The 12,264-nt window shown below is 71.2% G+C and carries 18 protein-coding genes; 14 read left to right on the forward strand and 4 right to left on the reverse strand.

Annotated features, from left to right (window positions below; translation table 11 throughout):
• Nucleotides 1-62: 62 nt before the first annotated feature.
• Together PSQ21_RS36610 and PSQ21_RS36615 are read left to right on the forward strand one after the other, a co-directional pair.
• Complete coding sequence (locus PSQ21_RS36610; RefSeq protein WP_274036551.1) at nucleotides 63-299, forward strand: hypothetical protein; 237 nt, start codon at nucleotides 63-65, stop codon at nucleotides 297-299.
• 76 nt (nucleotides 300-375) lie between these two features.
• Nucleotides 376-945 carry a hypothetical protein gene (locus PSQ21_RS36615; RefSeq protein ID WP_274036552.1) on the forward strand — a complete coding sequence of 190 codons (570 nt, stop codon included), beginning with the start codon at nucleotides 376-378 and terminating at the stop codon, nucleotides 943-945.
• Between the two features lie 153 nt (nucleotides 946-1,098).
• Here the strand turns inward: PSQ21_RS36615 and PSQ21_RS36620 are convergent, their stop codons facing one another.
• From PSQ21_RS36620 to PSQ21_RS36630, 3 genes are all read right to left on the reverse strand, one after another.
• The gene (locus PSQ21_RS36620; protein WP_274036553.1) at nucleotides 1,099-1,923 is read right to left on the reverse strand and encodes a hypothetical protein; all 825 of its coding nucleotides are present in this window, start codon (nucleotides 1,921-1,923) and stop codon (nucleotides 1,099-1,101) included.
• A 234-nt stretch (nucleotides 1,924-2,157) separates the two neighbouring features.
• Nucleotides 2,158-2,655 (reverse strand): hypothetical protein, encoded by a 498-nt coding sequence (locus PSQ21_RS36625; RefSeq protein ID WP_274036554.1) that lies wholly within the window; start codon nucleotides 2,653-2,655, stop codon nucleotides 2,158-2,160.
• Nucleotides 2,656-2,802: 147 nt separating this feature from the next.
• The gene (locus PSQ21_RS36630; protein WP_274036555.1) at nucleotides 2,803-3,120 is read right to left on the reverse strand and encodes a hypothetical protein; all 318 of its coding nucleotides are present in this window, start codon (nucleotides 3,118-3,120) and stop codon (nucleotides 2,803-2,805) included.
• Between the two features lie 277 nt (nucleotides 3,121-3,397).
• On the opposite strand from PSQ21_RS36630, the gene PSQ21_RS36635 reads away from it, so the two are divergent.
• The 4 genes from PSQ21_RS36635 (at nucleotide 3,398) to PSQ21_RS36650 (ending at nucleotide 5,467) form a co-directional block, all read left to right on the forward strand.
• Nucleotides 3,398-3,616, forward strand: a complete 219-nt coding sequence (locus tag PSQ21_RS36635) for a hypothetical protein (protein WP_274036556.1) — start codon at nucleotides 3,398-3,400, stop codon at nucleotides 3,614-3,616.
• A 116-nt stretch (nucleotides 3,617-3,732) separates the two neighbouring features.
• Complete coding sequence (locus PSQ21_RS36640; RefSeq protein WP_274036557.1) at nucleotides 3,733-4,005, forward strand: hypothetical protein; 273 nt, start codon at nucleotides 3,733-3,735, stop codon at nucleotides 4,003-4,005.
• Between the two features lie 581 nt (nucleotides 4,006-4,586).
• Nucleotides 4,587-5,069, forward strand: a complete 483-nt coding sequence (locus PSQ21_RS36645) for a hypothetical protein (RefSeq protein ID WP_274036558.1) — start codon at nucleotides 4,587-4,589, stop codon at nucleotides 5,067-5,069.
• A 173-nt stretch (nucleotides 5,070-5,242) separates the two neighbouring features.
• Nucleotides 5,243-5,467, forward strand: a complete 225-nt coding sequence (locus PSQ21_RS36650) for a hypothetical protein (RefSeq protein WP_274036559.1) — start codon at nucleotides 5,243-5,245, stop codon at nucleotides 5,465-5,467.
• A 723-nt stretch (nucleotides 5,468-6,190) separates the two neighbouring features.
• Here the strand turns inward: PSQ21_RS36650 and PSQ21_RS36655 are convergent.
• The gene (locus PSQ21_RS36655) at nucleotides 6,191-6,364 is read right to left on the reverse strand and encodes a hypothetical protein (RefSeq protein ID WP_274036560.1); all 174 of its coding nucleotides are present in this window, start codon (nucleotides 6,362-6,364) and stop codon (nucleotides 6,191-6,193) included.
• Nucleotides 6,365-6,523: 159 nt separating this feature from the next.
• Between PSQ21_RS36655 and PSQ21_RS36660 the strand changes: the two genes are divergently transcribed.
• The 8 genes from PSQ21_RS36660 (at nucleotide 6,524) to PSQ21_RS36695 (ending at nucleotide 12,234) form a co-directional block, all read left to right on the forward strand.
• Complete coding sequence (locus tag PSQ21_RS36660) at nucleotides 6,524-7,402, forward strand: DUF6884 domain-containing protein (protein WP_274036561.1); 879 nt, start codon at nucleotides 6,524-6,526, stop codon at nucleotides 7,400-7,402.
• Nucleotides 7,403-7,410: 8 nt separating this feature from the next.
• Complete coding sequence (locus PSQ21_RS36665) at nucleotides 7,411-8,151, forward strand: VWA domain-containing protein (RefSeq protein ID WP_274036562.1); 741 nt, start codon at nucleotides 7,411-7,413, stop codon at nucleotides 8,149-8,151.
• Nucleotides 8,152-8,214: 63 nt separating this feature from the next.
• Nucleotides 8,215-8,601, forward strand: a complete 387-nt coding sequence (locus tag PSQ21_RS36670; RefSeq protein ID WP_274036563.1) for a hypothetical protein — start codon at nucleotides 8,215-8,217, stop codon at nucleotides 8,599-8,601.
• A gap of 22 nt (nucleotides 8,602-8,623) precedes the next feature.
• The gene (locus PSQ21_RS36675; RefSeq protein ID WP_274036564.1) at nucleotides 8,624-9,466 is read left to right on the forward strand and encodes a GntR family transcriptional regulator; all 843 of its coding nucleotides are present in this window, start codon (nucleotides 8,624-8,626) and stop codon (nucleotides 9,464-9,466) included.
• Nucleotides 9,467-9,482: 16 nt separating this feature from the next.
• Nucleotides 9,483-10,061, forward strand: coding sequence for a helix-turn-helix domain-containing protein (locus PSQ21_RS36680; RefSeq protein WP_274036565.1), 579 nt, complete (start codon nucleotides 9,483-9,485; stop codon nucleotides 10,059-10,061).
• A gap of 494 nt (nucleotides 10,062-10,555) precedes the next feature.
• Nucleotides 10,556-11,149 (forward strand): hypothetical protein, encoded by a 594-nt coding sequence (locus PSQ21_RS36685; protein ID WP_274036566.1) that lies wholly within the window; start codon nucleotides 10,556-10,558, stop codon nucleotides 11,147-11,149.
• Entirely contained in the window at nucleotides 11,146-11,658 is a 513-nt protein-coding gene (locus PSQ21_RS36690) for a hypothetical protein (protein WP_274036567.1), read from the forward strand. The genes PSQ21_RS36685 and PSQ21_RS36690 overlap by 4 nt, the downstream gene beginning before the upstream one ends.
• A gap of 84 nt (nucleotides 11,659-11,742) precedes the next feature.
• The gene (locus PSQ21_RS36695) at nucleotides 11,743-12,234 is read left to right on the forward strand and encodes a hypothetical protein (RefSeq protein WP_274036568.1); all 492 of its coding nucleotides are present in this window, start codon (nucleotides 11,743-11,745) and stop codon (nucleotides 12,232-12,234) included.
• The last annotated feature ends 30 nt before the right edge of the window (nucleotides 12,235-12,264 follow it).

Below are 12,264 nucleotides of genomic sequence, written 5' to 3' on the forward strand. Positions count from 1 at the left end.
TCCGTGATCACCCCGCTGCCGACCCGGTGCGCGGAACCCATTCCTGAGAGAAGGAGCCTGCGATGGACGTCCTCCTGGTCCTGACCGGTATCCCCGTCGGTGCGCTGCTGGTCGTGATCGGGCAGCGGATCGTGCGGCGTCTGCGGCCGCAGCCCACCTGTACCTGGTGTGCGAACGCCTCGGGGTGGCCCGTCGGAGGCCACTCCCCGCTGCACTGCCGGGGCTACATCACCGACGTCCGGCGCCGTCATCCGTCCTTCGGCGGCAACGCGTGGCGCGAGCCCGACTCCCGCAGCTGACGCTTCCAACCGCACCTTCCCCCCTTCAGCCGGTCCCGGCGAAGGGACCCGGTCCACTTCATGAAGGAGCACTGCCGTGCCGCCCAGCACCTCCCACGACAACGAGATCGCCTGCAAGCTCCTCGACGAGGCGTTCGCCGACGGCGCACCCACCTGGGGCGCTCCCGCCCCGACGCCGAGCGCCTCGGGTGTCGGCATCACGCCCTTCGTCGTCCCTGACGGCTACACCCTCCGGGAGACCTACCGGACCCACTCCGACGGCTCCACGGACCTGATCCGCGAGGCCGTCCCGCTCGTCGCTCCGCCCACCGCCCCCGTCGCCGGCCCGGCTGGCGTGGCGGCTGACCGGGCCGCTCCCGCTGCCTTGCCGTCCTGGCTCACCGGGAACCGGGCTCGTATCAAGGCCGCCGCCTACCTCGGGGGCGGAACCGCGCTCGCGGCGGTGGGCGGGGTCTACGGTCCGCAGATCGCCTCAGGCGTCACGGCGGCCGCCGCGGCGGTGTGGACGGCCACCCTGACCGTGCTGAAGATCGTGGGTATCGCGGTTCTCGCCGGCGTGGCCATACGGATCGCCTGTGGAGGCGGCAAAGGCAGCCGCGGGGGCACTTTCGAGGGGGAAGTGAAGGGAACATGGCGCGCGGACTGAGCGCCATCCCCAAGAACCAAGGGCAGGTCGCTGATAGGGCACGTGCCTCGGGTGACTGGACGGCTCCGACGGCGGGCTCGTCCCGGTGCGAACCGACCAAGGGGGGCCAGGCCCGCGCGTCTGCGGGCCGGCCCCTCTTCGGCGCTGCCCGGATCAGGTGCGGTCGGAGCCGTTCGGTACAGGTGGGAGGCCGAGCGCACGGTCGAAGCGCTCTTGGTGATCTTCGGCAATGAGGTCGTGGAAGGACAGCGTGTGGCCGTAGCGGTAAGAGGTCCAGTCGGGCCGGATCTCCAGCTCGGCGTCGGCGGTCCGGACTTGCAACTCCTGGAGGGCGAGGCGCCATCGCTCCTCCGCGGGGAGGGTTTCCCACGTCTGGATGAGTTCGTCATCGTCGGCGTCCGGGGCGCCGAGCTGGGTGGTGGGAACGCTCCAGAAGGTCGGGAAGTGGTCGGAGAAGGAGGTGACAACGGGCTGGTCGTCTCGTTGGCGCAGAAGGTCGGCGATGGACTCCCAGCCCAGGCCGGCCCGGAAGGACCCGTCCTCTAGGCCACCCTCGACGACATCGGCGAGCCAGGTGCGGTGCGGGCCGTCGACCCAGCAGTTGATCTCGCACTGGCCGTGCAGCCGTGCCGCGAGCCTGACGGGCTCGGTTCCCACGGCCATGGCGGTGTTGAGCTGCATGGTCATCAGGGCGAGTTGGTGTCCCCGGTAGCGGACCAAGGGGTCGTTGAAGATGCTCCGCGCGGCAGCGGAGTAGGCCTGCAGCCAGGGGCCCGTCTGCCGGCCGCGGGGCGCGGAGGCGAAGCGGAGTTCGTGGTCGTCGGGCAGTAGATCGTGCAGGCGGGTCGCGAGTTCTGCCGGCCGTTGTCCCCGCAAGAGGGCTGCGGTGCTGTCCTGGACCAGGCTGAGCAGTCTGAACCGCTCGACTCCTCGGAGGGTGGCGCTGCCGTGCTGGTCCTGGAACTGGATGTAGCTCAACGGTCTTCCTTCGTCGGGGTCATGGCGTGGATACGCCGTACGGCGGCGGACTGAGCCACAGGGTGTGTGGCTCCCCGTACACGTTCAGTTCTTTGCGGGGTTCACTGGCTGCTCGAACGCTGCGGGGGCCGGTGGCTGCGGGTTTGAGCCTCCGTCCGATGGCCTGTGGACGCGGACCAGCGACGAACAAGGGTGAGGCGCCGCCCGTGGGACAGCCCCTCCCCTTCTCTTCCCTCAGACGCGGTCTCCCTTCTCCACGTCGTCCCAGAAGGCCTTGCTGACCTGCTTCCACCCGGTGCGGTCACCGTCCTGGAGCTTGATCTCCCACCGGGGCTTCACGTAGTCGCAGACACGCCGGGGGGAGGGGCCGCCGTTGTCCTTCTGCTTGTTCTTGGGGGTCTCGGTGCCGTGCTTCGGGGAGGCCTTCTGGAGGTTCTTCGGCGCGGCGGGCTTGCTGTTGCCGGATGAGCTGCCGGAGTTGGTGGACCCGTTGCGGCTGCCGGAGCCGGTAGTGCTGCTCCGGCCTCCGCTGGAACCGCCCGTCAGCGTGAGCGACTGGGTGAAGGCGCTCGTCGTGGTACGGCAGTTGGTCGGGGTGTAGCCGCCGTGTCCGCGTTTGTCCTTGACGATGCCGTGCTCGACGGGGGTGGGTCCGGTGCAGGCGGTCAGGAGCAGCGCTGCGGCGACCGTGGTCGCGCCGGTCAGGGCGATACGGCCTGAGGGTGACGTCAAGGAAGGCGCCCTTCGGAAGTGAGGTTGCTGAGGGTGGTCGGCGGTAGGGCTGCTGGGCTGGTGCTGGCAACGGTGGGACGGAGTGCTTGTGGACAGCGGGTGGCATTCGCTGTCCGGGTGCTCGCCGTCATGTCGCACGGGTGAGACTCAGGCCATGGGGGCGAGGACGCGGCGCATCCGCCGAGGTCCGTCACCGTCGTCGACGATGTAGCGGAAGCTGAGTTCCCGCAGGTGCTGGGCGTGGTGAACGGCCCTGGTGACGACGGCGTCGAGTCGGTCGATGGCGGGGATGGACGCACCGCAGGTGCACGAGACCTGGATGCGGCGTCCTCCGTGTGCGGCGCAGGCTCGGCTGGCGGCGCGTCCGGTGCCGGTGATCTGGTGCGCACCGGTCATGGGGCACATGGTGCCGTCCCGGTGGAGGCCGGTGATCGTGACGGTGTGCGGGGGCTGTGGGTCGGTCATGGGAGTCCTTGGAGGTGAGGCACTGCGGGGGCGCTCGGCGGTCCCGGTGCGAAGAGGAAGGGCGGCGCGAAGACGCGCGGCGTCGGCGAGGAGGCCAACTGCTGTAGCAGGCGGTCCACTTCAACTCGCTTGACATGTATGATTTTACATCACGAGCCCGCGATGGGCAACTTTCCGGCGCGGCCAACCGTCCATATTCGACAACTGAGAATTGACTATCCATGGAATGCGGCTGTATACTTTAACTTGTCAAGCAGTGGATGGCGGAAAGGCTTCGATGAACACCGAACAGAACGCGAACGGCACCGTTCAGACTGACGCCATCCAGGCCCGCATGACACAGATCCGTACCGAGTGCGCCGCCGCCCGCGCTGGCGGCGATACCCGCTCCGTGTCCGCCCTGGACGGTGAGCTGGCCGAGCTCGGGCAGCGACTTCGCAACCTCCGCGAGACCCCGGACTACGACGACGGCCGGTGCTGCCCCGACTGCCCGTGACGCCCCCGGGGCACCGGGCTCACCGGCTTCTCCCGTCTCCCCGCTGTCGGCCCGCCTTCCGCCCCTTGCGGACCACGGCACCGGACCGCGCCTTCGACCATCTCTCAGGAGTGACCATGGACCTTCTCGCCGCCGACCGGGGCCGCACAGCCGTCGAAGGCTACAGAGTCCAGGGCAACGGCAACGACGACGTCCCGACCTGTACCGCCGACCTCATCGCCGACGTGCTGATCTGGGCCGGTCGTGAGGGAGTTGACTGGGAGGATGCGCTGGATCGGGCCCACCGCTACGCCCTGAGCGGCGAGCCGTGTTCTCGGTGTTGCGAGGAGGCCCCGTCCGCCAGCGTCCGATGCCTCGCCTGCGGCGCCGATGCCGCGGAGTCCCGGTGAGCGCTGACCGCGCCCTTGGCGCACTGCAGCTCCGGGCCTTGACGTATCTCGCGAGCCGGAACTCCGGTACGTGGCATCGCGGGTGCGACTGGCAGATCGGCTCGCCGTCGCAGACCGAGCACATCCTCGACTCCCTCGTACGCCGCGGGCTCGTCGCCCGGACGACCGGGAGCGGTGTCTACCGGGTCACTGAGGCCGGACGAACGAGCTCGGCTGGTTCACCTGCGACGACTGCACCCGGCTCACCCGGCTGACGTTCACCGGTGATTTCCGGCGCACGGACCGGCGAGTGCGCTGTGCGGAGTGTTTCGCTCTCACCTCCCATGGGCTGTGCGAACGCTGTTCCGGGGCATGCCAGGATTTTCGGCCGGGCCCCCGTGTCCATGTTCTGCACCTCGCGGTCAGCACGACCTGCCGCGACCTGGTCGGGCTGGAGGGCGCGGCGCCCGCGCTGCTGCGGGCGGGACGTCCCGCCTGAGCCTCCGGGCCAAGGGGGCTGTGAACTCATTCGCAGCCGGGCCGACTACGGATCGCGCGACCTCCGCGCGGCCATGACCTACCGCTTACGCAGAAGGAGCAGCTTGTCCCGGTACTCGCAGTTGCCACCCAACCGCCATCAGGCGCCGGCCACCGTGTGGCGGTGGGCGGCTGAACTGGACCGTACGGCCTGGGACATCCAGTCCGGACGTGCCCGCGGGGTCCGCGGTCCTGACGGCCGGCCGGTCCTGCCATCGGCCTGCCGCGATCTCGCGGCCGCCCTCCGCGTCAACGCCCTCATCGGCGCCCTTCTTCTGGACGGCGTGCCCGCGATGGAGGAGGGGTGGGCCCTTGCCCCGCACCCCGTCCGCGTGGCACAGGGCGACGTGCCTTCCCGCGCCGGTGATTGCCCCGACCTCGTCGTGGTCCCCGCACTGGCCGACTTCAACGCGGCCGTCACCAGGCTGTACGAGGAACTCGATCGCGCCGCGCGCTCCTGCGGGCGGGACGCCCGGGCCCATGAGCTGTGCGCGCCCTGCACGGACTGGGCCGAGCAGCATGTCGCGATGCGGCTTCCCGTCCGCTGACGCGCCCGATCTGCTGCCGGCACGGCCCGATCACGAAAGGAACTGCCCTGACCACACAGCCGAGCCCTTCCGCCACGCTCCCCGACCGCCCCTTCTGGAACATCCGTCTTGTCCGCGCCCGCGACGTCCAGGAACGGGACGTCATCCGGCTCGACGGCCGCTGGCGCGAGGTGATGGATGTCTACAACAACGGCTACGACCCCGCCCTTCAGTTCGGGCGGGACAGCGCCATCGCGCACGAGATCCAGGCGGTCCTCGACCGTGCCGATGACGTCTGGACAGCTCTGCGTTTCGTCGCCGAGGAGAAGTGCTCGGGCGCTGAGATCGAAACCCAGATCGTGGGGGTTCTCTGGTGCTCCCTGCTCGAAGTGCAGGTGGAGGAGCACAGTTCCCGGTGACGCCTTGCCGGACAGTTCCGGCACATGGGGAGCTCGGTGTGACACCGCCCATCGGTTCCGGTTGCCAGCAATACACACTCGATGTAAAGTTTTAGTTGACATCATGGGTGGGGGTCGTGGCTCCCGCAGGATCACGTGCTGCTCTTCCCCCGGCGCTGCTTTCCTCAGGAGGGCGCTCGCCGACCGCACTCACTACGCACAGGAAGGGACAGCCATGACGCGATCCACGAGGGCCACCAGGCCCCGGGCCCTGGATGGGCCGCGGCGACGCACCCCGCTCCGGGGTCTTCTGCTGAGCCGGTTCGTGCCCGCCGCCACCCGCGTCGTCCCCCCGGTGGGCGGCCGCTCGGGCTCTGCCCGGCGTCCGGATGCCCACACCTTCTCGGCAGCGGGCCGCAGCCGCACGGTGCTCCGGCGCCCCGCCCGCCGATACCGCCGTCTCCGCGCCGCCGGGCTCTCCCGGCCCCTCGCTGCGGTGAGGGTGCGCCCCGCCGGACCGCCGGCCCCTGGCACCTCGCAGTCGAAGTGCTCAGGGTCCTCCAGGTCGCTGTCGGCGCTCACTGCCTCAGCGGACGGCTGGCCCTACCACTACGGCGACCGGACTCGACAGCTCCCCCGAGAGCGCGGATCTGCCCAGCACGCTGCTGACGGCGAACTCGGTTGCAGGAACCGCGACTGCGATACCGACCGCCGGAGCGCGGCCCGGCGCCGGGACCGGTCTGCCTACGAGGACCAGCGGCGCGCGTACCGGTACCCCCACATGCCGCCGGCGCCCAGGGCCGGCCACACCCACGGCTCAGGGTCCGCGCCGACCAGCGCACACAGGCCCAACACGAGCAGCGCAGTGCCCAGCGCGGGGATGCCGGCGACTCCGATGCGGCGGTCGTCCAGAGCCATCTGGCCATCATGGCAGGCCGCGCCACGACACGGCGAGCACCACCTGGCCGCCAACAGCGCGCCCCAGTACGGCGATGTGATGCGCCCCGTTCAGGCCCGGGAAGGCTTCCCCGGCCGGCCGGGGCCGGTGCGTTTCGTCCGTACGCGGGGCGGGAGCCGATGACGGCCCGGGCCAGCCTCAGCTGGGAGCAGCGTGCCGGTCTCAGCGCCGCCCGGCTGGACCCGGCCGGTGTTGTGCCGGCGGCCGTCCGCGGGAACGCGCTGGCGGAGTTGGTGCGCCACGGCCTCGCCGAGCCTCTCGCCGGCGTCGACGCAGAGAAGGTCCACCTCCACTGCCGCGTGCCGCAGTTCCGGATCACTCCCGCGGGACGGGACCTTGCGGCCGCGGTCCCTGGGCCGCGGCTACTGGTGGTGCCGTGCGCGATGCGCAAGAGCGGCCAGGCGGCCGGTCCGGCGGAGGACATCTACACCGGCAGCTACCACCTGGCCGCACGTCGGGCTGCGGCCGCGCTCGCCAGGGACGACGGCAGGATCGTGATCCTGTCGGCGAAATTCGGGCTGCTGCATCCCGGCGACCGGATCCTCGACTACGACCTGCGGGCCGGACAGGCGGGCACCGTCACCGCCCCGACCCTGCTCCGGCAGGCACGCCACATGGCGGTGACCGGCTGCCGGGTGACCGTGCTCGCCGGCAGCCGGTACGCGGACCTGGCACGGGAGGTGTGGAGCGGCATCGAGCACCCGCTGGCCGGAGCGCGCGGCATCGGCGACCACCTCTCCTACTTCGCCGCCCTGTACCGCCCCGTCCTGCAGCACGAGAGCCGGCCGGGGCCGATGCCCGGCACGTGTCCACAGCCCCGCCGCGTCAACCTCACCCCGTACACCCGACCGGGCGGCCCCGACCACAGGAGCACAGCGTGGCCGCCACCTCCGAGCACAAGTCGGCCGCCGGCCACCCCGGCGGCAGCAGCCCGCCGCCCTGGGCGTACGCGCACCAGCCTCAGCCCCGCCGGGCCCCGGCCCGATCCGAACGAATAGCGAGCCCCATGTTCCGCAAACTGCTCTCCCGCACCGCCCCCGCCCAGCCCCCGGCCTCCACGCGGGCGCCGGCCGGGCGGTCCTCGGTCACCGACCTCACCAAGAAGGCCGCCGTCAGCCTGACCAAACACGGGCTGAGCGACCAGAAGGCCGCCGTGTACCTGGTGCTGGACCGCTCCGGCTCGATGCGTCCGCACTACAGGGACGGCAATGTCCAGTACCTGGCCGAACAGGTCCTGGGGCTGGCCCGGAACCTCGACGACGACGGCCAGGTGCCCGTGGTGTTCTTCTCCACCGGCATCGACGGAGCCACGGTCATCAGCCCCGGCGACCACGGAGGCCGGATCCAGGCCGCGTACCAGCGCATCGAGCGCCGGATGGGCCGCACCCACTACGAGAGGGCCATCCAGCACGTCGTCAAGCTGCACCTCGGCTCACCGGCCCATGCCGAGGGGGTGCCGGCGCTGGTCGTCTTCCAGACCGACGGCGGGCCCACGGACAGGGAGGCGGCGGTGGCGGCACTGCGCGAGGCTGCGGAGCTCCCCCTGTTCTTCGCGTTCGTCGGCTACGGCCACAAGATCGCCTTCCTCGACAAGCTCGACGACCTGACCGGCCGCCGGGTCGACAACGCCAGCCACTTCCACGCCGCCGACCCGCAGAACGTGCCCGATTCCGCGCTGTACGACGGCATCACCAGCCAGTTCGGGCCCTGGCTCACCGCGGCCCGCGCCGAGCGCATCCTGCCCTGACCCGCCCGCCCTCCGGTGCCATCCCCGTCCCCGCGGCCGGCACCGGGACCCGAGGAGACCTCCATGACGCAACCGAACGCCCCCGCCCCCACCTACGACCAGGAGGCACGACGCGCCGGCCAGCTCGCCGCCGCCGTACAGCTGCTGCTCAACCACATCCGCCTCGAACCCGCCCTGGGCAGCGCCCTGTCGCTGATCGACACCACCGAACTGCGGGGCCCGCTCGACCGAGCCGGCCTCCTGGCGCTGCTGGCCGAGGCCCAAGCCGAACGCGACCGCTGCGCCGCCCTGGCCGAACGGGACGCCCGCCGGGCGGAGACCGGGCGAAAGCCCTCCACCGCCTGTCGGTGCGGGCACTCCGACACCGCGCATGCCCGCAGGCTGACCGACGACGGCCGGCTGCCGTGCACCCGATCCGACTGCTCCTGCCATGACCTCACCTTCGAGTGACCGCACGCCCAGGAAGGCGACCGTGCCCGAGTTCACCGAGCCCATCGGCCCCGCGGACCAGCCCTGGGCCGTGTGGCTGACCGCATCGGACCAGGTCCTGGAGCGCCCGACCCGTGATGCGGCCCTGGCGACCGCGGCGGCGCGCAACAACGCCTTCGCCCAGCAGACCCCGCCGGCCGCCGGCCCGGCGCACTACGCCGTGGTGCTGCACCACGGTGTGGCGTGGCGGGGCGAGGAGGCCGGGCCGGGGGCGCGGGTGAGCCCCGACACCCGCAAGGTCCACGTGCAGTTCGCCGATCTGCTGCGTGAGCAGATCGGGGCCGGCCTGCTCGCACCCGGGGCGGTCCTTCCCCCGCAGCGTGACCTCGCGGCGACGTACAGGGTCGGTCTCAAGACGGTTCAGCGGGGCCAGGAACTGCTGCAGGCCGAAGGTCTCCTCGCGCGCAGCGGCCGGCGCGTGCTCGTCACCTCGCCGCCGACGGCCGCCGCTGTGCCGGCGCAGTCGCTGCCCGGTCTGGACCTCGTCCCGATCCAGCCGACCGCGGAGGCAGACACGTCCGCGGGGAGCCATTTCGGCACGGCGGCCTACCGGCGGCTGGCGCAACGGCTGGCCCAGCTCATCGACGCCGGCGCGTACCCGGCGGGCGCCGAGTTTCCGACTGCCGGGTCGCTGGCCCAACAGCACGGATACACCGTCACCAGTGCCCGACAGGCCGTCCGCAGCCTCAAGGACCTCGGGGTGCTCGCCGACGGGCCCGGCGGGGTCACGGTCGTCGCCCACTCCGCGGGCGCCGGCCGGCCGCCGGCCAACCAGAACCCAGCGGGGGACACCACTGCCGTAATCTCAGCCCCGACACCAACATGAAGGACAGGAAGGCACCGTGACCAGCAGCACCATGAGTCTCAGCGATATGGCCCGCGAGGTCGGCATGAGCCGCCAGGCCGTGGCCCGGTGGCACCGCCGGCCGGGAGAGGCCGCGAAGGCGACCACGCATCCTTCCCCGCTCCGAGCGGTCGCCGAGGCCATGGGGATCGAGGTGCCCGAAGCCGACGCGGCACGCCCCCGCTACCCGCGATCGGTCTTCGTCGCCTACTGCCAGGCGGTCGGACTGATGGACGAGGAAGGAAACCTCGTCCCGGAAATCCAGGAGCGGATCGCCCAGAAGAAGCCGGGACGCTGGACCCCGGTCGCACCGACCCTGCAGCCGGGCAAGGGCAGCCGGCGCCGGCGGTACTACGCGGCTCACGTCGCGGAGAAGACCGGCCTCGAGGAGCAGTCCATCAGCTACTACGCGGCACCGGTGACGGGACGCTCTTTCCCCGCCCCGGACGGCCACGACGAGATGGACCGGCCCTTCTGGTTCCTCGAGACGTTCCAGCGCTACCGCACCATGGCCCAGCGCCAGGCGCGCATGCAGCCGGCCGACCAACCCGACCCCTCGTCGCCGGACAAGGACTGACCGGCACCACGAGGGACCGCGCCACCGGAAGTGCCCGCGGGTGAGCAGAGACTGCTCACCCGCGGGCACTTTCTGTATTCCACCCGCGCCTCAACCAGCCTCCTCCAGCCCGCAGCACGCCGGAGCCCGTCTCACCGGGCGGGCCTTGATCCCCGGCCGGCGTCGGTGCGCGCGGCCGCCAGCCGTCGCAGGCGCTGTTCAGTGCTGCCGGCCCACCGTCAGAGGACGTCTCCGGCGTGCCAACCGCTCCGGCCGCCGCAGTCCGATTCGGCACCCCCCAGTCCGGCCCGGCCGGGGCCCGAAACCACCTCTGACCTGGCCAAACGCACGCGCATATGGTAAACTTTTAATTGTCAAAAGGGGTTGTGGTTCTCCACCTTTCGGCGCCGAAGGCTCGCACTCGCGGCGGGCACCGGTGCCCGCCGCAGAGCCTGGGCCCCCCTTCATGTCGCTTCGCGCGACGACTCCCCGCCCCCGCACGTGAGGATCTGCGCTTGGACACACCCACCGACTTCATCGGCGAACTCCACAAGCTCATCTCGTCGTACCAGGAGCAGGCCGCGCGCCACCAGGCCGTTCTGGACCGCTACTACGACAGCAACGGTTCCTGGATCCCCACCCAGTACACCGACCGGGGTGAACAGGTCCCCACCGAGTTCGAGGGCTACAAGGAAGACCTCGACGACGAGGCGTACGACGGACTCGAACTGCTCGACAAGGTGATGGGCCGTCTTCTGGAGCTGGCTGGTCCGCCCCTCCCCGGGCAGGCGTTCACCCTCACCTACGCCGGGGCGAACCGCCACAACGGGGAAGCTCCGTACGCGTTCGTCGTCAACGGCGAGGACATCGAAGATGCCCGCCGCCGTCTCGAACTCCTCCCGTTCTTCCGCGCCTGGCGCGACGAGCAGAAGGAAGACTTCGAAGACCCCGAGTGCGAGCCCGACTTCGAGTTTCTGAGCGAGTCCCACCTCAGTCACGCCGGGCTCATCTGCCCCTACATGGACGTCCGCCACGAGCAGTCGGCACCTTCGGAGACCGACGACGCCGAGGTCACGCCCGCCGTCCCCCTGCCCCGCCAGGAGGGATGACCATGATCACGCTCTGCTTCGCGCGCCTCGCCGACTGGACCGCCCGCGCCATGCTGGCCGCCACCGACGCCGTCCTGGCCCGCTCCAGCGTCCCCAACCCGCTCCGGCTGTCCCGGATCACCCTGAACGCCCTGGCGCAGGGCGGCTCCGGGGCCGACTTCTACGCCGCTGTCAGCAACGCCGCCGACCGCGAAGGCTTCATCTGGGGTCGCTGCGAGCACTGCTGGGCCGAGCTCGGCAGGAACCCGGACGAGGAGACCGCCCTGTGCGAGGGCTGCGATGCCTGGACGTGCGCATGCGCCTTCGAGAACGAGAGCGCCGACAGCGATTGCGGCGGCTGCCACCTCACCCGCGCCGGACAGGGCCAACTGGTGCTGCCGTGCGCCTGCGGCTGCGACCCCTCCCCCGGGACCTACGGCGACTTCGACACCGAATCGTCGTCCTCCCGCCAGCACTTCATCGACACCGGCCGCTTCCTGCGCCCCGGCGAGATCCTCACCACCGCCTGACCCGCCCTCGTTGTGACGAACCGCGCCCGGGGCCCGAACCGGCCCCGGCGCGCTGCCCCCTGCCCCGAACCGAGGAGACGCCCCTTGCCGACCGTTGAACTGTCCGAGCTGCTGGACAACGCCACCGACGACCAGGCCCAGGCGATCCGCGCCGCCCTCTACGCGGCCGGCGTGCTGTGGAAGTGCCGCAACCCCTCCTGCTCCGCCGAAGACCTCTCCCGGCAGGCGCAGCGGTGCGGCCTCTGCGGGTACGACCGCAAGGGCCGGCCCCGGGGCGACCGCACGCCGTTGTCGTACGGGCCCGTACCCGAGGAGCTGCTCACCGCGCTGCGCGAGGCCCTCGTCGAGTGGTTCACCGACCGCGACCGGCCCCGGCCCGACGCCGTCACGTTCCACTACACCGACGAGAACGACGGCGCCCACGACTGGTCCGACTTCGGCGACCTCCACTTCGGCGGCCGCACCGAACCGAACTGCAACTTCTCCTACAGCACCGTGGCCGAGGCCCTCACCGAACTGACGGACTTCGAAGCCCCGTCCGCCCGCGACGAGATCACCCTCACCCTTCCCCGGTGACACCACACACCCAGACCCCGGCCACCGCCG

Source organism: Streptomyces sp. MMBL 11-1 (assembly GCF_028622875.1).
Taxonomy (GTDB): Bacteria; Actinomycetota; Actinomycetes; order Streptomycetales; family Streptomycetaceae; genus Streptomyces.